At 75.4% G+C, this 17,241-nt stretch carries 19 protein-coding genes; 6 read left to right on the top strand and 13 right to left on the bottom strand.

The window, feature by feature from the left end; all coding sequences use genetic code 11:
* Positions 1 to 25 precede the first annotated feature (25 nt).
* The 4 genes from ABD385_RS06660 to ABD385_RS06645 all read right to left on the bottom strand — a co-directional run bounded on the left by ABD385_RS06660 (position 26) and on the right by ABD385_RS06645 (position 2,672).
* Positions 26 to 322: a hypothetical protein gene (locus tag ABD385_RS06660; RefSeq protein ID WP_344574053.1), complete on the bottom strand. Its 297-nt coding sequence runs from the start codon at positions 320 to 322 to the stop codon at positions 26 to 28.
* A 136-nt stretch (positions 323 to 458) separates the two neighbouring features.
* Complete coding sequence (locus ABD385_RS06655; protein ID WP_344574052.1) at positions 459 to 1,196, bottom strand: phosphatase PAP2 family protein; 738 nt, start codon at positions 1,194 to 1,196, stop codon at positions 459 to 461.
* Positions 1,193 to 1,849: a phosphatase PAP2 family protein gene (locus ABD385_RS06650; protein WP_344574051.1), complete on the bottom strand. Its 657-nt coding sequence runs from the start codon at positions 1,847 to 1,849 to the stop codon at positions 1,193 to 1,195. The genes ABD385_RS06655 and ABD385_RS06650 overlap by 4 nt, the downstream gene beginning before the upstream one ends.
* Before the next feature lie 106 nt (positions 1,850 to 1,955).
* Positions 1,956 to 2,672, bottom strand: a complete 717-nt coding sequence (locus ABD385_RS06645) for a DedA family protein (RefSeq protein ID WP_344574291.1) — start codon at positions 2,670 to 2,672, stop codon at positions 1,956 to 1,958.
* Between the two features lie 126 nt (positions 2,673 to 2,798).
* Between ABD385_RS06645 and ABD385_RS06640 the strand changes: the two genes are divergently transcribed.
* Entirely contained in the window at positions 2,799 to 3,218 is a 420-nt protein-coding gene (locus tag ABD385_RS06640; RefSeq protein ID WP_344574050.1) for a BlaI/MecI/CopY family transcriptional regulator, read from the top strand.
* Positions 3,215 to 4,177, top strand: a complete 963-nt coding sequence (locus ABD385_RS06635) for a M56 family metallopeptidase (RefSeq protein ID WP_344574049.1) — start codon at positions 3,215 to 3,217, stop codon at positions 4,175 to 4,177. Before ABD385_RS06640 ends, ABD385_RS06635 begins: the two co-directional genes overlap by 4 nt.
* Before the next feature lie 37 nt (positions 4,178 to 4,214).
* Here ABD385_RS06635 and ABD385_RS06630 read toward each other — a convergent pair whose 3' ends face one another.
* Entirely contained in the window at positions 4,215 to 5,720 is a 1,506-nt protein-coding gene (locus ABD385_RS06630) for a sensor histidine kinase (RefSeq protein ID WP_344574048.1), read from the bottom strand.
* Positions 5,721 to 6,455 (bottom strand): response regulator transcription factor, encoded by a 735-nt coding sequence (locus ABD385_RS06625; RefSeq protein ID WP_344574047.1) that lies wholly within the window; start codon positions 6,453 to 6,455, stop codon positions 5,721 to 5,723. It lies immediately after the preceding gene.
* Between the two features lie 246 nt (positions 6,456 to 6,701).
* Here ABD385_RS06625 and ABD385_RS06620 point away from each other — a divergent pair, with 246 nt between their 5' ends.
* The 4 genes from ABD385_RS06620 to ABD385_RS06605 all read left to right on the top strand — a co-directional run bounded on the left by ABD385_RS06620 (position 6,702) and on the right by ABD385_RS06605 (position 10,258).
* Positions 6,702 to 8,012, top strand: a complete 1,311-nt coding sequence (locus tag ABD385_RS06620) for a glycosyltransferase (protein WP_344574046.1) — start codon at positions 6,702 to 6,704, stop codon at positions 8,010 to 8,012.
* 218 nt (positions 8,013 to 8,230) lie between these two features.
* A complete protein-coding gene (locus ABD385_RS06615) occupies positions 8,231 to 8,785 on the top strand; it encodes a GH25 family lysozyme (protein WP_344574045.1) in 555 nt (184 codons plus the stop codon).
* Between the two features lie 99 nt (positions 8,786 to 8,884).
* The gene (nadE, locus tag ABD385_RS06610) at positions 8,885 to 9,715 is read left to right on the top strand and encodes an ammonia-dependent NAD(+) synthetase (protein ID WP_344574044.1); all 831 of its coding nucleotides are present in this window, start codon (positions 8,885 to 8,887) and stop codon (positions 9,713 to 9,715) included.
* Positions 9,716 to 9,889: 174 nt separating this feature from the next.
* Positions 9,890 to 10,258: a hypothetical protein gene (locus ABD385_RS06605; protein ID WP_344574043.1), complete on the top strand. Its 369-nt coding sequence runs from the start codon at positions 9,890 to 9,892 to the stop codon at positions 10,256 to 10,258.
* Here ABD385_RS06605 and ABD385_RS06600 read toward each other — a convergent pair.
* From ABD385_RS06600 to ABD385_RS06570, 7 genes are all read right to left on the bottom strand, one after another.
* On the bottom strand, positions 10,255 to 11,166 hold the full coding sequence (locus ABD385_RS06600) for a cytochrome c biogenesis CcdA family protein (RefSeq protein WP_344574042.1): 912 nt from the start codon (positions 11,164 to 11,166) through the stop codon (positions 10,255 to 10,257). The genes ABD385_RS06605 and ABD385_RS06600 overlap by 4 nt on opposite strands.
* Positions 11,163 to 11,951, bottom strand: a complete 789-nt coding sequence (locus ABD385_RS06595) for a DsbA family protein (protein WP_344574041.1) — start codon at positions 11,949 to 11,951, stop codon at positions 11,163 to 11,165. The genes ABD385_RS06600 and ABD385_RS06595 overlap by 4 nt, the downstream gene beginning before the upstream one ends.
* A gap of 66 nt (positions 11,952 to 12,017) precedes the next feature.
* Complete coding sequence (locus ABD385_RS06590; protein WP_344574040.1) at positions 12,018 to 12,440, bottom strand: hypothetical protein; 423 nt, start codon at positions 12,438 to 12,440, stop codon at positions 12,018 to 12,020.
* 309 nt (positions 12,441 to 12,749) lie between these two features.
* Positions 12,750 to 13,277 (bottom strand): ATP-binding protein, encoded by a 528-nt coding sequence (locus ABD385_RS06585; protein WP_344574039.1) that lies wholly within the window; start codon positions 13,275 to 13,277, stop codon positions 12,750 to 12,752.
* 296 nt (positions 13,278 to 13,573) lie between these two features.
* The gene (locus ABD385_RS06580) at positions 13,574 to 14,341 is read right to left on the bottom strand and encodes an enoyl-CoA hydratase/isomerase family protein (protein ID WP_344574038.1); all 768 of its coding nucleotides are present in this window, start codon (positions 14,339 to 14,341) and stop codon (positions 13,574 to 13,576) included.
* A gap of 72 nt (positions 14,342 to 14,413) precedes the next feature.
* Positions 14,414 to 15,625, bottom strand: a complete 1,212-nt coding sequence (locus tag ABD385_RS06575) for a L,D-transpeptidase (protein WP_344574290.1) — start codon at positions 15,623 to 15,625, stop codon at positions 14,414 to 14,416.
* A gap of 214 nt (positions 15,626 to 15,839) precedes the next feature.
* Positions 15,840 to 17,141, bottom strand: coding sequence for a L,D-transpeptidase (locus tag ABD385_RS06570; RefSeq protein ID WP_344574037.1), 1,302 nt, complete (start codon positions 17,139 to 17,141; stop codon positions 15,840 to 15,842).
* Positions 17,142 to 17,241: the final 100 nt, after the last annotated feature.

The following is a 17,241-nucleotide window of genomic DNA, read 5'->3' as shown; positions in this document are numbered from 1 at the left end:
CGCCGACGGCGGTGGGCGATGCCCGCTACCGCCCGATCTCCCAGGCGAACGGCGGGAGTTCGCTGGCCCGGAAGTAGATGTCCAGGGCCCGGGGGGTGGGGACGAAGGGGTGGACGCGGGCGCCGTCGAGGCCGGGCAGGAGGCGGGCGCAGTGTTGGATGCAGCCGGCCACTTCCCGGCCTTCGCGGTCGACGAGGGTGGCGGCGTCGGGCGGGCCGTCACACGGGGTGGGGTCGGCGGCCGCGGCGGCGGGGCAGCGGTCGTGGGCGGCGGTCCGGGTGGCCGGGCGGGCGGCGGGCGGGGCGCTCGTCGACTGGTGCATGGCAGTCCCCCTGGTGCTGCGCGGTTACGGGTGCGGAGGCGGACCGGTGACGGCGGGCGCGGTCACCGGTGCCCACGACAGTGGTGCTCGCCGCGGCGGGGGTCCATGCGGCCTTGGGGAAGACCTGGGGCGTTCGTCAGCGATTCATGGCCAAGCCCTGCGGGGAGCTTCCGGGGCGGTCCGCGGGCGGCACGGCCAGGGGGTCCAGGAGCAGGGCGAGGGCGAGCAGGGTGGCGGCCAGCAGCCAGCCGGCCAGCACGTCGCCGGCCCAGTGGACGCCCAGGTAGACGCGGGTGAGGCCGACGCCGACGGCCCAGAGGGCGAGCAGTGCGCACCACCCGCGGCCGGCACCGGGGCGGGTGTGGTGCAGCACGCCCCAGGCGAGGAGCCCGGCGGCCAGCGCGGAGGTGGTGGCGTGGCCGGAGGGGAAGGAGTGGCCGGTGGCCCGGGCGGCCCAGTCGGCGACCGGCGGGCGGGGCCGGGCGAAGAGTTCCATGAGGCCGTAGCGGAGCGCCTGGCAGGCGGCGAGGACGAGCACCGCGGCCGTCGCCGCGCGGATCCGGCCGGCGGCCCGGCGGCCGGCCAGCAGGCCGGCGAGGAGCGCCATCAGATAGGGCACGACGCCGGTGCCGGTGGCGGTCAGGGCGGTGGCCAGGGAGCGCAGCGGTTCGCCGCGGTGGGCGGTGGCCCAGTGCAGGGCGGCCCGTTCGGGGGCGAGCGGGGCGCCGTCGCGGACGGCCACGACGACGGCGACGACGGCGAAGAGGGCGGCGCCGAGGGCCGCGGCGCCGAGCAGGCGGAGCGGGGGCGCGCCCAGGCGCGGGCCGCGGCGCGCGCCGTCGGCCGGCTCAGGCGGCGCCCCCGGGGGCGTCACCGGGCGGCGACCAACGGGCGCAGCGGGGTCTCCCGGACCCGTTCGACCAACGGGGCGGCGCGCCGGGCGAGCGGCATCAGGAGCGCGGCGACCAGGGTGCCGACGATCAGGCCGACCAGGACGTCGTGCGGGTAGTGGGCGCCGACCCAGACCCGCGAGGCGCCCATCAGGAGCGCGGCGGGGACGGCGAGGGCTCCCAGCCGGCGGTCCAGCAGGAGCAGCGCGATGGCCGCGGAGGCGGCGATCACCGAGTGGTTGCTGGGGAAGGACCAGTCGCCGAGGCCCGGGCACGGCTCGACGGTGACGACGTGCAGCGTCTGGCAGGGGCGCTGTTCGTGGAAGAAGCTCTTGACGACGTCGTTGGCCACGTAGGCCAGGACCACGATGACGGGGACCGCCAGTGCCATGGCCATTTGGACGGCGGGCGTGTGGCGTCCCTCACTGCGGGCGAGCCGGCGGCGGGAGCTGCCGCCGAGCCGCGCCCGGGCGCGCCACCAGCCGACCAGCATCAGCAGTGCGAAGACGCTCAGTCCGAGGTCGGTCCAGTAGGAGACCAGGACGTTGAGGAAGTGCGGCATCTGCTGGGCGAAGCCCGTCACAGAGGTGTACAGGCCGCCGTCGATCGAGGCTCCGCCGAAGGCGAGGTCGGTCACTGGGCTTTCTCCTTGGCGGTTCGGTGCGTGGTGCGCGGGCTGGGTGCCGGGGGCGGCCCTGGTGGTGCGCCGGCCGCGGTGCGCTCCAGCAAGTGTGCCGGGTCGTTCAGGGTGCCGGTGGCGCGGTGGCGTGATCCGGCGCATCGGTGGGCTCGGCGGCCGGCCCGTCGGCGCCGCGCTGCTTGCGGCTGCGCAGCACCTCCACGGCGATCGGGGACAGCGACACCAGGACCACGAGGGCGACGACCGGGAGGAGGTAGCGGTCGACGTTGGGCACCGAGGAGCCCAGGGCGTACCCCGCAAGGGTGAGGCCGATCGCCCAGATCAGGCCACCGACGACCTGCCAGAGGGCGAAGGTGCGGGCGGGCACGTTCAGCGCGCCGGCCAGCGGGTTGAGCACGGTGCGGACGATCGGCACGAAGCGGGCCAGGACGATCGCCTTGGCGTGGCCGTAGCGCGCCAGGTACTCCTCGGCGCGGGCGGCGCCCTCCTGGAGTTTGCGGGAGCGGCCCCGTGAGAGCAGTGCCCGGCCGCCGCGGCGACCGATCCAGTAGCCGGTCTGCGAGCCGATGAGGGTGCCGACGACCGCGGCGGTCAGCACCTGCGGCAGGGCGAGGTGGACGGCGCCGCCGACGCCGGGCGCGCACAGCAGCCCGGCGGTGAACAGCAGGGAGTCGCCGGGCAGGAAGAAGCCGACCAGCAGGCCGGTCTCGGCGAACAGGACGACGGCGACGCCGAGTGCGCCGAAGGCGGCGAGCAGCGAACCGGCGTCGAGGACGTTGACCGCCTCGGTGACGGTGCTGGCGTGCAGTGCCGCGGCCATTACGGCCATGTCGGTGGCCCCTCCCATAATGGGTTGCGGGTGTCCGCCGAGCGGCCGACTCCCACCGTCTACAGACCAGTAGACGGTCTACGGCACTGTAGACGAAGGAATGGTGGAGGGCGTTCCATGTCGGAGACTTCACCCGCGGCCCGCCGCCCCGCCGGCGAGCTGGAGGCGAGCGTGCTGGCGGCCCTGTGGGCCGCGGCGGGACCACTGACCCCCGCCGAGGTGCAGGGCGAGCTGGACGGCCGGCTCGCCCGGACGACGGTGACCACCATCCTCAGCCGGCTGCACGACAAGGGCGCGGTCTCCCGCTCCCGGGCCGGCCGCGGCTTCACCTACTCACCGATACACGACTCCGCCGGCCTGACCGCCCGGCGGATGCGCAGCGAGCTGGACAAGCAGGACGACCGCACCACCGCGCTCGCCCGCTTCGTCTCCGAGCTGACCAGCGAGGACGAGCAGCTGCTCCGCTCGCTGCTGGACGAGGCGGACGCGCCGGGCCCCGCAGGCGGCCCGCTGCCCGGCTCCGGGACCACCCCATGATCGTCGCCGTCTGGCTCCCGCTGGTGATGCCGCTGCTGGCGGTGCCGACCGCCCGTCGGCTCGCCGAGTCGTTGCCGCCGCGCGCCGCGGCCTGGCTGCTGGCCTGCTGCGCCGCCGCGCTGGCCGCATGCACGGCCGCGGCGCTGGGGCTGCTCGCGGTCGCCGGGGCGCTGCGGCTGCCACCGGTCGCGGCCCTCGGCCACCTGGAGCGGGCCCTGCCGGGCACCGACGCGGCCGTGACCGTACCGGCCGCCCCGGTCGCCGGCGCGCTGCTGGCCTGCTGCGCGGTCGCGGTCGCCCGCCGCGCCCTGCGGCACCGCGCCGAGCTGCGCGCCGCCCGGCGCACCGCGGACGCCCACGGCCTCGCCGGCGACCTCTGCGTCCTGCCGGACGCGGAGCCCGACGCCTACGCCCTGCCGGGCCGCCCGGGGCGGGTGGTGGTCACCGCGGGGATGCTGCGGGCGCTGCCGCCGGCCGAGCGGGAGGCCCTGTTCGCCCACGAGCGGGCCCACCTCGTCGGCCGTCACCACCTCTTCCTGTTGACCGCCGCGCTGGCCGGGGCCTGCCATCCGCTGCTCCGCGGGCTGCACGCGCCGCTGGCGTACGCCCTGGAGCGTTGGGCCGACGAGTCCGCCGCCGCCCGGGTGGGCGACCGGCAGGTCACCGCCCGGGCCATCGGCCGCGCCGCGCTGGCCGCCCGGACGCACGCCGCGGCCGCCCCGCGCCCGGGTACCGCACTGGCCGCGACCAGCGGCCCGGTGCCGCGGCGGGTCGCCGCCCTGCTGCGCCCCGACCGGCCGGCCGACCGCCCGCGCGGCCGGCTGCTGCCCGTCGGCCGCCGGCTGATAGCCGCCGCCCTGCTGGCCTGCGTCGCCTTCTCCGCCGCGGGCGCGGTGGACGCGGCGGCCGACCTGCACCAGACCGTGGAAACGGCCCAGGGCGAGCAACCGGGCCGCTAGCGGGGGCCGGGACGCCCCGATTCCGGGCGGCCGGGCCTCACCTCGGGCCGCCGGCGCCCCCGACCGCCCCGTCGGACGCCGCTCCCGGGCCGGCCGCGCCCACCGTGAAGCCGAGCCGGGCGCCGCCGCCGGGGCGGACGGCGGCGAAGGCGCCGCCGCCGTGCGCCACCGCGATCTCCCGGACGATGGCCAGGCCGAGCCCCGAACCAGGCAGGCCCCGGGCGGCCGGCGCGCGGTAGAAGCGGTCGAAGACGTAGGGCAGGTCGCTGTCGGCGATGCCCGGGCCGCGGTCCAGGACCTCGATGCGGGCCCCGGTGACCACGATGTCGATGGGCGCGGTGCCCTCGGCGTCGAACTTGGCGGCGTTCTCCAGCAGGTTGCTGAGCGCCCGGTGCAGGGCCGCCGGACGAGCCTGCACGACCGCCGGGCGCTCGGTGCGGACGGTGATCGGCCGGCCGGTGCGACGGCGGGCCGAGGCGGCCGCGCGGTCGGCGACCTCGGCCAGGTGGACGTCGGACGCCGGATCGTCGTCGCGCTGCCCGGCCGCCAGCGCGACCAGTTCGTTGACCAGGTCGGTCAGTTCCCTGGCCTCGCCGGCCAGGTCGGCGAGCAGCTCCTCGCGGGCCGGTGCCGGCAGCTCGTCGAACCGCTTGAGCAGCGAGATGTTGGTGCGCAGCGAGGTCAACGGGGTGCGCAGTTCGTGCCCGGCGTCCTGGACGAGCCGCTGCTGGTCGTGGACCGCGGTGGTCAGCCGCCCGAGCATGTCGTCGAAGGCCCGGCCGAGCCGGCCGACCTCGTCCCGGCCCTCGACCGGCACGTCGACATCCACCCGACCGCGCTCGGCGACGCTCTCGGCGACCGCGGTCAGCCGGACCAGCCGCCCGGTGATCCGGCGGGCCAGCCACCAGCCGACCGCCCCGGCCAGCGCGATCACCCCGGCGGCCAGCAGCACGGTGCGCTGCTGGAGCGCGGAGAGCAGGTCCTCGGTGCCGCTGAGCTTGCGGGCGACCTGGACGGCGCCGCGCCCGCCGCCGAGCGCCACGGTGGCGACGTGGTACTCCGCGTCGCCGAGGACGACCACCTGTTCCTCGTGGTCCCCCGCGCCCGGCCGGGCGGCCACCCGCCGCTCGCGGTCCCCGGCCGGCAGCGCGGGGTGCCCGACCTCGACGATCCGCCCGCCGGCGGACAGGACCTGGACGTCGGTGCGGCTGGCACCGGCCAGTTCGTCGCGCGGCCCACCGGAGTCGGCGGCGGCGTCGGCGGTGTAGTCGGCGGGGACGTACGGGCGCTCCCGCACCTGGGCCCGCAGGTCGCGGACGACCTCGGTGAAGACCGACTTCTCGTCCAACCGCACCAGCCGGGCCGCCGAGTCGTAGCTGAGGAAGCCGACCAGGACGGTCACCGCGGCGGCGCCGGCGGCGAAGGCCAGCGCGAAGGAGGTGCGCAGGCTGGCCGGTTTGCGGGCGCGCAACCAGGCCGCCGACCACCGCGCGGCCCGGCGGACCGCCGGCGGCCGGACGAGGGGGCCGCGGCGCCCGGACACTCAGTCCTCCCGGAGGACGTAGCCGACGCCACGCACCGTGTGGATCAGCGGACGGCTGCCCGGCACGTCGACCTTCCGCCGCAGGTAGCCGACGTACACCGCGAGGTTCTTCGAGCCCGGGCCGAAGTCGTAGCCCCATATCCGGTCGTAGATCGTGGAGTGGTCCAGGACGATGCCGGCGTTGCGGGCCAGCAGTTCCAGGAGTTCGAACTCGGTGCGGGTCAGCTCCAGTTCGCGCGTCCCGCGCCAGGCCCGCCGCGAGGGGCCGTCGATCCGCAGGTCGGCCGCCTCGACGAGCCCGCTGTCCGCCGCCCGCGGGTCGTGGCCCTCTCCGCCGTCCCCGGCCCCGGTGCCGTCCCCGGCCGGCGGCGCGGTGCGCCGCAGCAGCGCCCGCAGGCGGGCGAAGACCTCCTCGACCTCGAACGGCTTGACCACGTAGTCGTCGGCGCCGGCGTCCAGCCCGGCGATCCGGTCCGCCGTCTCGACCCGGGCGGTCAGCATCAGGATCGGAGTGCGGTCCTGTTCGGCGCGCAGCACCTGGCAGACCTGGAGCCCGTCGATCCCCGGCATCATCACGTCGAGCAGGATCACGTCGGGGCGCTCGCGGTGGGCGGCGGCCAGCGCCTGGATGCCGTCGGCGACGGCGGTGACGCGGTACCCCTCCAGGGTCAGGGCGCGTTCCAGCGCGGTGCGGATGGGGCGGTCGTCCTCGGCGAGCAGCACGCAGTGAGTCACCCGGCAAGTCTGCCAAGGACCCCCGCGGACGGCTGCGGTCCCCCCGGGCGGGCGGCCCGCGGGGCCCTTTCTTACCGGTCTCTCACCCGGGCCACGTCCTCGGCTTACCCGCTCCCGCCACGGTGGCCGGTGCCGGACGGGCCGCCCGCGGAGACCGGCCGCGGAACCGGCCCGGCCGGCAGTACGGACGGCCCGGCGCCGGGCGCCGTCCGGGTACCCGTGGGCGCACCACCCGGAAGACACCGCATGAAGATCACGCTCCTGTTGCACAACGCCTACGCCGTCGGCGCCCCTCTGCGCGCCGCCCTCGCCCTGGCCGCCGCGCTCGCCGACCGGCACGACGTCGAACTGGTGTCGATGCTGCGGCACCGCGAGGTCCCGCGGTGCGCGGTGGACCCCCGACTGCGGCTGGTGCCGCTGGTGGACACCCGGGTGGGCAGCGACGACATGGCGCACCCGCTGTTCGGCGAGCCGGCGCTGGACTTCCCGACCGCCGACCGGCGCCACCACCAGTACAGCCGGCTGGTCGACCTGCGGGCCGCGGAGTTCCTGCGCGGCACCGACGCCGACGTGCTGATCGGAACCCGCCCCGGGATCAACGTCTACCTGGCCCGCTTCGGCCCCCGCCGTGCCCTCCGGATCGCCCAGGAGGCGCCCCGCCACGACGCGTACGAGGACCTGCTGCGGGCCGAACTCGTCGGCTCCTACCGGGCGTTGGACGCCCTGGTGACCACCGTCGACGCGGCGGCGCACTGGCGGACCCGGCTGCCGTTGCCCGGCGTGCGGGTGCTGGCGGCACCGGCCGTCGTCCCGCCGCCCGCGGCGCCGCCCGGCCCGCCGGCGACCGGCGCCCGCACCGAGGCCACCGCCGCCTCGGCACCTGCGCCCGGGGCCGATGCGGACGCCGCTGACGCCGACGACGCCGGCGACACCGCCCCGAGGACCATCGTCGCGGCCGGCCGGCTGGCCCCCGACGAGCGCTTCGACCTGCTGGTCGAGGCGTTCTCCGCGGTCTGCGCCAAGCACCCCGACTGGCGGCTGCGGATCCACGGCGAGGGCCCCGAGCGCGCCCGGCTGCGGAGCCTGATCGACGGCCTCGGGCTGGCCGACCGGGCCGCGCTGGCCGGGCCGCGGTCACCGGACGGCACGGAGTTCGCCGGGGCGTCGATCGCCGCCTCGGCCTCGGACGCCGAGGCGTCCGGCCCGGCCCTGGTCGAGGCGATGCTGCGCGGCGTCCCGGTCGTCGGCACCGGCCGGCCGGCGGGCCCCACGGAGCTGCTCCAGGGCGGCGGGGGCGGGGTGCTGGTGCCGTGCGACGACGGGCGGGCGCTGGCCGGGGCGCTGCTGGACCTGGTCGAGGACCCGGAGCGCCGGCGGGCACTGGGGGCTGCGGCGCTGGAGAGCGCCCGCCGGCACGGCCCGGGGCCGGTCGCCGAGCGCTACCAGGTGCTCTTCGAGGAGTTGCGGGCCACCCGCCGGTCCCGGGCCGTGCGCCGGGTGCTCGGTGGCATCGGGCTGCGGCTGCGCGCGCGGCCCGGGAGGGACGCGCGGGCCTGAAACGGCCGGACGCCCGCCGTGGCACCGGACTCCCACCCCTCGCGCACCTCCCGCCCCATCGGTGCCGTGCGTTACTCAACTCGCGGGCGCCCTGCGGAACTTCGGCGCGGCGATCTGGCGTCTCCGGACGTGAACATGCTGAACTGCTGAGGGGGCGACTGCCACTTCGAGCAGATGACGCTTCGCATTCCGCAATTCCGACGGACAGGGGGCCGCTCATGCTGCACGGTGTCGATGTCAGCTCCTACAACACCGGATATTCCGCCAAGGATCTGGACTTCGTCTTCATCAAGGCCACCGAAGGCCGTTCCTACGTCAATCCGCACCAATCCGCCCAAGCGGCGCGGGCCCGGGAAGCGGGTGCCGTGGTCGGCTTCTACCACTTCCTGTGGCCGGGCAACATCGCCGCCCAGGCCCGCTATTTCGTGGAGAAGTGCGCCTCGGTCCAGGGCGACGTGCTGGCCGCCGACTGGGAGACCACCGGCTCCGGCACGTACGCCAGCAACGCCCAGAAGGACCAGTTCCTGCTGGAGGTCAAGAAGCTCCGTCCCACCCACCGCGTGCTGCTCTACTGCAACCGCGACTTCTGGTTGAACCGCGACCACACCTCGTACGCCGCGGACGGACTGTGGATCGCCGACTACGTCTCCGCCGGGCATCCGCGGATCAAGGCGAACTGGCGCATCCACCAGTACACCGACTCGCCCCTGGACAAGGACGTCGCGTCCTTCGGCAGCAAGGCCGAGCTCAAGAAGTGGGCGCATCCGGCATAAACTTCTCCGGCAGTGACCGGATACGCCTGGCCGACACTCCGCGTGACACGATCGCGCGGCTGACGAACAGTGCGTGACGAAGAGCGTGGAGGAACACCCGTGACGGACCCGGCGGCCAAGGCCCTGCAGCAGGAGATAGCCCACGAACTCCAGGTGCCGGCGGAGTTCGACGCCGCACGGGAGATCGAGCGCCGGGTGTCCTTCCTCACAACGCAGCTGACCTCCACGGGCCTGCGCTCGTTGGTGCTGGGCATCAGCGGCGGGGTCGACTCCACCACCGCGGGCCGGCTCTGCCAGCTCGCGGTGGAGCGGGCCCGCACCGAGGGGCACGACGCGACGTTCTTCGCGATGCGACTGCCCTACGGCGAGCAGGCCGACGAGAAGGACGCGCAGCGGGCGCTGGAGTTCCTCCGGGCCGACCGGCTGCTGACCGTCGATGTCCGGCCGGCCAGCGACGCGGCGCTGGCCGCCGCCGTGGCCGGTGGCGTCGCCTTCCGCGACGCGCACCACCAGGACTTCGTGCACGGCAACATCAAGGCCCGGCAGCGCATGATCGCCCAGTACGCGGTGGCCGGCGCGGAGAACGGCCTGGTCGTGGGCACCGACCACGCGGCCGAGGCGGTCTCCGGCTTCTTCACCAAGTTCGGTGACGGCGCGGCCGACGTGGTCCCGCTGACCGGGCTCACCAAGCGCCGGGTGCGGGCCGTCGCCGAGGCCCTGGGCGCCCCGGCCGAGCTGGTCCACAAGGTCCCGACCGCCGACCTGGAGACCCTCGACCCGGGCAAGCCCGACGAGGACGCGCTCGGCGTCTCCTACGACCAGATCGACGACTTCCTGGAGGGCCGGCCGGTCGAGGACGCCGCCTTCGAGGCGATCGTGCGGCGGTACCGCCTCACCGCCCACAAGCGCGCCCTGCCGCTCGCGCCCTGAGCCGGGCGGGGCGCGGTCGGCCGCGCCCCGCACCGTCCGGTCATGCGCCGGCCAGGGAGCGGTCACCGGCCCGGTGCTAAACCGTGGGCCGCAGCGGGCATGCATGCCGCCATGGGAAGCCACGAAGTGCGATCGGAAGATCAACTGTCAGTGGGGCCGCTTACTCTCCACGGCATGGGTGACGCACGCCTGCACGAACTCCAGACCGCGCTGACCACCGCCTCCGACCTCGCCTCCGCCCTGCGCGCGGCGCCGTCCCGGCGCGACGCCGACCAACTCGTCGACGTCCTGCGCCGGGCGCTGACCGCCGCCAGTTCGCTCGGGGCCCCGGCCACCGGCCCGACGGGGTGCGCGCTGCACCCCAACGGCGCCGTGGACCCGCTCCACGGCGACCCGGAGGACCCGCTGCCGGCGGGTTACGGCAAGTGCCTGCTGTGCAACGACCGCCGGCGCCGGGCGGACGCGCAGCATCCGCACGTCCGCCCGCACGCCCGCCCGCGCCCCCGGCCGCACCCGGGCTGGCACCGGCGACTGAGCGCTTAGCGGCGCCCAGGGCGCTTCTGAGGGATCTCCGCGCCTTCGGGCCCGGCGTCGCCGCGGTCCTCGACGCGGTCCTCGGCGCCGTCCCGCTTGCGTTCCGGCCGCAAGGCGATCCGACCGAGGACCGCGGCGACGACCAGCGCCGCCAGGGCGAGCAGCACCCCGTCCGGTACGCCGTTGCCCAGCCGGGCGGCCCAGCCCTCCAGGTCCGCCTCGGTGTCCGCGTCCAGGATCCCCGGCAGCGCGCTGGTCCCGTTGAAGCTCAGGAACAGCACGCCGATGCCGAGGAAGAACAGGCCGGAGATCAGCGACGTGGTGTGCAGCCGCAGCCGGCCCAGGGTCAGCTCGCGGCCGCGCAGCCAGCCCCGGGTGCCGAGCCGGAAGCGGTCCCAGAGCAGGGCCAGCAGGAACAGCGGCAGCGCCATGCCCAGCGCGTAGACCGCGAGCATCGAGGCGCCGTAGAGCGGGGAGCCGCTGATCGCCGTCACGGTCAGCACCGCCCCGAGGATCGGCCCGGCGCAGAAGCCGGCCAGACCGTAGACGCAGCCGAGCAGGAAGGTGGACAGGGCGGTGCGCGGGGTGATCCGGGCGGCCGCCGCCTGGGCCCGTCGGGAGGCGAAGCCGAGGCCGAGGATCTGGGCCAGTCCCAGCGCGATGACCACCCAGCCGCCGACCGCGACCAGCAGGTCGCGGTGGCCGTTGAAGAGTCGGCTGGCGGCCGTGCTGGCCGCGCCCAGCGGCACCAGTGTGGTGGCCAGCCCCAGGTAGAACACCCCGGTGCGGGCCAGCAGCCGGCCGGGGCTGGCCAGCGAGTACGCGAAGAACGCCGGGAGCAGCAGGGCGCTGCACGGGCTGACCAGCGCCAGTGCGCCGCCCAGGAACGCGGCGAGGTAGCCGATGTCGGTGGTCACTTCCCGGCCCCCGCACCGCCGTGCTTCCCGGACTTGCCGGCCTGCGCGGCGGCCTGCTCGATCGCCTGCTCGAAGACCTGGGTCTCCTGCGCTCCGGCGATCGGCCGACCGTTGACCAGGAAGGACGGGGTGGACTGCACGCCGAGCTGGTAGCCCTCGTCCTGGTCCTTCTTCAGCGCCGCGGCGGCCGCGGGGCCGCCGAGGTCGTCCCGGAACTTCGCCAGGTCCGGGACGCCGGCGGTGCGGGCCAGCTCGACCAGCTTGTCCTCGGCGAGCGCGTCGCCCTTGCGGGTCTCGGCGTAGAGCTCGTCGTGCAGCTGCCAGAACTTCCCCTGCCGGCCGGCGGCCCAGGAGGCGCGGGCGGCGCGCTCGGAGTCGGCGCCGAAGACCGGGAAGTTGCGGAACTCGATGCGCAGGGTGCCGGCGTCGACGAACTTCTTGACCAGCGCGGGCTGGGTCTCCCGGGTGAACTTGCCGCAGAACGAGCACTGGTAGTCGGCGTACTCGACGAGGACGACGGGGGCGTCCGGCTTGCCGACGGCGAGCGGGTCGCCGGCGGTGCGCCGGCTGGTGCGGGCCGCGAGGTCGTCGTACAGCTTCTGCTGTCCGGCGTCCTCCTGGGGCGCGACGGAGGCGGCTCCGGGGGCGGTGGGCGAGGCGGCGGTGTCCCGGCCGTTCTCGACGGCCTTGCCGACCGCGACGCCGATGGCGATCACCGCCACGACGAGGGCGAGGACCGCGCCGATGGCGGCGATCTTGCGGGTGGGTGAGGCGGACGTGGGCATGCGAAAGCTCCTGTCGTACGGGAGGGGTGTGCGGACGGGCGGGCGGCGGGGTGCCGGCCGGGCGTCCTATATCCGCAGTACGGGCAGGAGTGCGGTGTGGTCCGTGGCGGATGCGGCGCCGGTGGGCGGGCGGGCCAGGGCGAACCGGTGGGGCAGGTCGGTGGCGAGCGGCCCTGAGGCGGTGGCGTCCGGGGCGAGCAGCTCGGCGCGGTGCGGGGCGGGCAGCGGGGCGGCCTCGCCCTGGCTCGGGGCGTGCCGCCCGGAGCAGTTCTTGACGGCGTCGGCCACCGCGAGGGGCGCGGTGGCGGCGGGGCGCGCGGCGGACGCCGCGGCGGGGCCCGTGGGGCCGGTCCGCCAGATCTCGGCGGCGGCGGCCGCGCGTCCGGCGAGCCATGCCTGGTCGCCGCCGATCCGGCACAGCAGCGGCCCGAAGGCGACCGCGAGGAGGAGCAGCAGGGTCAGCGTCGCCGAGCGGCGCAGCCGGTGCATGGTCCCTCCCCCTCGCTGTCGGTCCGTGTCGTCGGGAACCTCTTATCCTACGGATCGCCGGCGCCGGGCGACGGCGGTGGCATAGCTCACCCGAGAACGCGTCGAATTTGATCCCAAGACGCCCCCTTATGACCGATGTGTCGGCTTTGGCCGTCGGTGGTCCGGCCTGCCATAGTCGTCCGCGGCGCCCCCGCCACGGCGGGCCGGTCGCCGCCGGCCGCGCGGGCTACCCCTTCCGCCCGCAGACGGCCGGGTACTGGGGCTCACCCCGCGGCATCCCGCGGGCGGGCCCCAGTCCCGTTTCCCGGGTCAGCGGTCGTTGACCCGGACCTCGAACCAGGTCGTCTTGCCGCGCGGCAGCAGATCCACACCCCAGCGGTCCGAGAGCTTGTCGACGAGGAAGAGCCCCCGGCCGCTGACGTCCATCGCCTGGACCGGCATCAGACAGGGCAGTCCGCGCGAGGGGTCGCGCACCTCCACCCGGATCCAGCCGCGCCGGCGCAGTATCCGCAGCCCGAAGGTGCGGGCCCCGGTGTGCCGCACCGCGTTGCCGACCAGTTCGGAGACGAGGAGCACCGCGTGCTCGGCGAGCTGCGGCGAGAGCGTCCACTGCTTGAGGAGGATGGCGGCGGTCAACCGGCGCGCGGTCCGCGCGGACTGGGGGCGCGAGGGGAGTCTGACCTCGCCCAGGGTCGGATCGCCGACCAGGTCGGGGGCGGCCGGCGCCGGACCGACCGGGGCCGGGGTCGCCTCCCCGTCCACACCGGGGCACTCCCCGTGCGCGGCAGCCGCTTCGCTCCGCGGCCGCGGCTGCTCCATTCCTTCGAGGCCCGCCATGCCCCCCATAATGGCCGCCCCTTACCGCATCGGGGGGCGGAACCTAGGGAATCCGTTGTCCGGAATCAGTGGCTCCACACCCCCCGCGCGACATATGCCAACGGCAGCCGGGAGGCGACCGGACGGCGCTGACCTGCAAACACCTCGAACGGGCGACGGACCACCGGACGCCGCCAACCCGGCCCCTTTAAGGCGTAATTAAGTTTTCCGCAATTCGCCCACACGAGGCATGGCGTACCAGCCAAACCCCAGGCATCCCGTCAACACCACTGACCTCAGACGGACTTGGTCGCGGCTCAACGGAACCGGGCCTTGCCCGGACCCTCCTCGACGAAGCTGCGCATGCCGATCTCCCGGTCCTCGGTGGCGAACAGCCCGGCGAACCAGGTGCGTTCGATCGTCAGCCCGGTGTCGATGTCGGCTTCCAGGCCGGCGTCGACGGACTCCTTCGCGGCCCGCAGCGCCAGCGCCGGCCCGGCCGCCAGCCGCGCCGCCCAGGCGTGCGCCTGCGCGTAGACCTCGTCGGCGGGCACCACCCGGTCCACCAGGCCGATGGCCAACGCCTCCGCGGCCTTGACGTGCCGGCCGGTGAAGATCAGGTCCTTGGCCTTGGACGGACCCACCAGGCGGGCCAGGCGCTGGGTGCCGCCGGCGCCCGGGATGAGGCCGAGCAGGATCTCGGGCTGGCCCAACTTGGCGTTCTCGGCGGCGATCCGGAAGTCGGCGCAGAGCGCGAGTTCGCAGCCGCCCCCGAGGGCGTAGCCGGTGACCGCGGCGACCACCGGCTTGGGGATCCGGGCCACCGCCGTGAAGGCGTCCTGCAGCTCCTTGGACCGCAGCACCATGGCGGCGTGGTCCATGTCCTGCATTTCCTTGATGTCCGCCCCGGCCGCGAACACCTTCTCGCCGCCCCAGAGCACGACGGCGCGGACGTCGTCCCGGCGACCGGCCTCCTCGGCGAGTTCACGGAGCCGGTCCTGGGTGGCGACGTCCAGGGCGTTCATCGGCGGGCGGTCCAGGCGGATGGTGCCGACGCCGTCGGCGACCTCGAGATGCACAGTCATGCCGGCAGGTTAGTACGCGTTAACGTCGCGCGCCGCCCCGCCTCCGGCCGCCCCACCGCCCGGACCGCGAGCTCACCGCGACCGCCACTTCGCCCAGGAGAGGTTCCAGTCGCCGAAGCCGTTGTCCGGCTGGATGGTGTGGTCGTGGGAGTTCTTGACGATGACCACGTCGCCGATGAGGGAGTTCCGGTAGAACCAGGCCGCCGGGGTGTCGGGGTCGCCGCCGCCGCGCTGGTCGTAGAGGCCGACGCAGCCGTGGCTGGCGTTGCGGGTGCCGAACGCCGCCCGGCCCGACCAGTAGTTGCCGTGGATGAAGGTGCCGGAGGTGCTCAACCGCATGGCGTGCGGGACGTCCTTGATGTCGTACTCGCCGCCGTAGCCGACGGTCTGGCCGTTCATCCGCGTCACCGGGTGCTTCTCGCTGATCACCATCTGGCCGTTGTAGGTCTCGGTGCCCGGGGCGCCGGCGGTGATCGGGACGGTCCGCAGGGTCCTGCCGTCGCGGACCACGGTCATCTGCTTCGTCCGGGCGTCGACGGTGCTCACCTGGCTGCGGCCGACGGTGAACGAGACCTCCTTGGCCTGGGTGCCGTAGACGCCGGGGCGGCCCTCGACGCCGTCGAGGTCGAGCCGGAGGGTGACCTTGGTGCCGGGCGCCCAGTACTTCTCCGGGCGGAAGTCGAGGCGGTCGTTGCCGAACCAGTGGCCGGCGATCGGGACGGCGGGCCGCGCCGTGACGGTGACGGCCCGCTCCACGGCCCGGGGGTCGGTGATGCCGCGGGTGAAGCGGATCGAGACCGGCATTCCCACGCCGACCCGCTGGCCGTTCTCCGGGGTGAACTGGCCGAGGAAGGTGTTCTTCGGGACGAGCGTGGTGAACGTGGCGTGCTCGGCGGCCTGTCGGCCCCGGGCGTCCACCGCCACCGCGTCGACGGTGTACCGCGTCGAGGCGCCGAGGTGGCCGGCGGGCTGCCACTGGGCGCCGTCGCCGGATATCTTCCCGTCGACCGCGTTGCCCTTGGCGTCGGTGACCTGCACGGAGCGCAGCCTGCCCTGCTGTGCGGTCACCCGCAGCGCGCCGCTCGTGGCCACGTCGCGGGTGCCGTCCCGGGGGGCTATCACCACGGCGGCCCGTGAGGCGGCGGTGTCCTCCCCGGTCCGCCCGGAGGGCGCCGCGCCGCCGCCCCCGCAGGCCGCGAGCAACAGCAGCAGCGGTGCGAGCACGAGGGCGAGCGGCGCGCCCGTGCGGCGCGCCCGCCGCCGGTACTCCGGCTCCCCCACCATGGATCGGTCGTTCACGACTGGCCCCTTCCCCCTCGCACGCCCCGCCGGCTCCGCCCCGGACGCCGTGGGCCGGGTGCGTGCCGCTAGACAACCACACGGCACCGACAGTGAACTCCCCCTGGGGACAACGGTTTAGTCGCGGTCTGCGGGTGGCCGCGCGGGCATGCGTACGAGCGCCGGAGGGCGCGGCGCGGGCGCGCGGGCGCGGGCCGGTTCAGTGCCGCGCGCTGCCCGCCCGCCAGGCCGCCCACGGCAGGTTCCAGCCGCCCAGGCCGTTGTCGGGGGCGACGGTGCGGTCCGGGGAGTTGCGGACCTCCACCGTGTCGCCGACGATCGAGTTCCGGTAGAGCCAGCCGGCGGGGGTGTCCGGGCCGCCGCCGCGGACGTCCTGCAGTCCGACGCAGCCGTGGCTGGTGTTGAGGCCGCCGAAGACCTCGGGCCGCGCCCAGTAGTTGCCGTGCAGGAAGGTGCCGGACCGGGTCAGCCGCATGGCGTGCGGCACGTCCGGGATGTCGTACTCGGTGCCGAAGCCGACGGTGTCGCCGTCCATCCGGGTCACCGCGTGCCGCTCCAGGATCACCATCGTCCCGTTGTAGGTGGGGTTCTCGGCGTTGCCGGCGGTGACCGGGAGGGTGGCCACCACCCGGCCGTCGCGGCGGACGGTCAGCGTGTGCCGGGCCGCGTCGACGGTGCTGACCTGGTCGCGGCCCACCTGGTAGTGGAGGGTCTTGTACTGGATCCCGTAGGCGCCGGGTCCGGTGCGCACCTCGCGCAGGCGCAGGTCGACGGTGAGGCGGGTGCCCGGCCGCCAGCGCTCGCGAGGCCTGAAGTCCAGCCTGCGGTGGCCGAACCAGTGCGGCGCGATCTCGACGGCGGGGCGGGCGCTGACGGTGACGGCGCGCTCCACGGCCGCGCGGTCCAGGACCGGCCGGTTGAAGACCAGCGAGAAGATCAGGCCGGTGCCGACCGTGGTGCCGCTCTCCGGGGAGTAGTAGCCGATGACCCGGTGCGGGGGCGAGAAGGTCTTGAAGGTGGTGTGCCGGGTGGTGCGGCGGCCGGTGTCGTCGCGGGCGACCGCGTCGACGGTGTACTGGGAGGCGAGTTCGAGGGAGTCGGTCATCGGCCGCCAGATCGTGCCGTCCCGGGAGATCCGGCCGGCGACCGGCTGCCGGCCGGCGCTGCCGGTGCGGCTGACCTCGACCCGCTCCAGCGTGCCGTCCGGGACCCGGACCTCCAGTCGCCCGTTGGCCCGTACGCCGCGCGCGCCGTCGCCCGGGAGGATCCGGATCACCTCCTCGGGACGGGGCGGCCCGCCACCGAAGAGGACGTCCCCCTCGCCGCAGCCGGCCAGCGCCGCCACGCCGGTGAGCGCGACCAGCAGGGTGCGGGCGGCGCGGCGGAGGCGGGACGGCGGGGGCGTCCCTGTGCCGCGGGGCGCGCGGCCGGCCGCCGGTGCGCGGTCCGCGGTGCGGCCGCCGGTGTCGTCCCCTGGTCGGTGCTGGTGATGGCCGGTCATACGCCGGATTGTGACGGATGATTCGCAAGTTGGGCGGTATGCCGCGAAACGGAATGTCATGGCTGCGCCTTCCCGTGGGCCGGGCGGGCGCGCGGGGCGC

The sequence above is a fragment of the Streptomyces lunalinharesii genome, from assembly GCF_039532155.1.
GTDB lineage: Bacteria > Actinomycetota > Actinomycetes > Streptomycetales > Streptomycetaceae > Streptomyces > Streptomyces lunalinharesii.
The sequence above is the reverse complement of the archived record's forward strand: the minus strand, read 5'-3'. Positions and strand labels throughout refer to the sequence as shown.

Bases quoted from the DNA above. Each gene is read 5' to 3' on its own strand.
- ABD385_RS06660 (WP_344574053.1), bottom strand. From the start codon at position 322: ATGCACCAGTCGACGAGCGCCCCGCCCGCCGCCCGCCCGGCCACCCGG.
- ABD385_RS06645 (WP_344574291.1), bottom strand. From the start codon at position 2,672: ATGGCCGCGGCACTGCACGCCAGCACCGTCACCGAGGCGGTCAACGTC.
- ABD385_RS06640 (WP_344574050.1), top strand. From the start codon at position 2,799: ATGTCGGAGACTTCACCCGCGGCCCGCCGCCCCGCCGGCGAGCTGGAG.
- ABD385_RS06635 (WP_344574049.1), top strand. From the start codon at position 3,215: ATGATCGTCGCCGTCTGGCTCCCGCTGGTGATGCCGCTGCTGGCGGTG.
- ABD385_RS06620 (WP_344574046.1), top strand. From the start codon at position 6,702: ATGAAGATCACGCTCCTGTTGCACAACGCCTACGCCGTCGGCGCCCCT.
- ABD385_RS06615 (WP_344574045.1), top strand. From the start codon at position 8,231: ATGCTGCACGGTGTCGATGTCAGCTCCTACAACACCGGATATTCCGCC.
- ABD385_RS06605 (WP_344574043.1), top strand. From the start codon at position 9,890: ATGGGTGACGCACGCCTGCACGAACTCCAGACCGCGCTGACCACCGCC.
- ABD385_RS06595 (WP_344574041.1), bottom strand. From the start codon at position 11,951: ATGCCCACGTCCGCCTCACCCACCCGCAAGATCGCCGCCATCGGCGCG.
- ABD385_RS06590 (WP_344574040.1), bottom strand. From the start codon at position 12,440: ATGCACCGGCTGCGCCGCTCGGCGACGCTGACCCTGCTGCTCCTCCTC.
- ABD385_RS06585 (WP_344574039.1), bottom strand. From the start codon at position 13,277: ATGGCGGGCCTCGAAGGAATGGAGCAGCCGCGGCCGCGGAGCGAAGCG.
- ABD385_RS06580 (WP_344574038.1), bottom strand. From the start codon at position 14,341: ATGACTGTGCATCTCGAGGTCGCCGACGGCGTCGGCACCATCCGCCTG.
- ABD385_RS06575 (WP_344574290.1), bottom strand. From the start codon at position 15,625: ATGGTGGGGGAGCCGGAGTACCGGCGGCGGGCGCGCCGCACGGGCGCG.
- ABD385_RS06570 (WP_344574037.1), bottom strand. From the start codon at position 17,141: ATGACCGGCCATCACCAGCACCGACCAGGGGACGACACCGGCGGCCGC.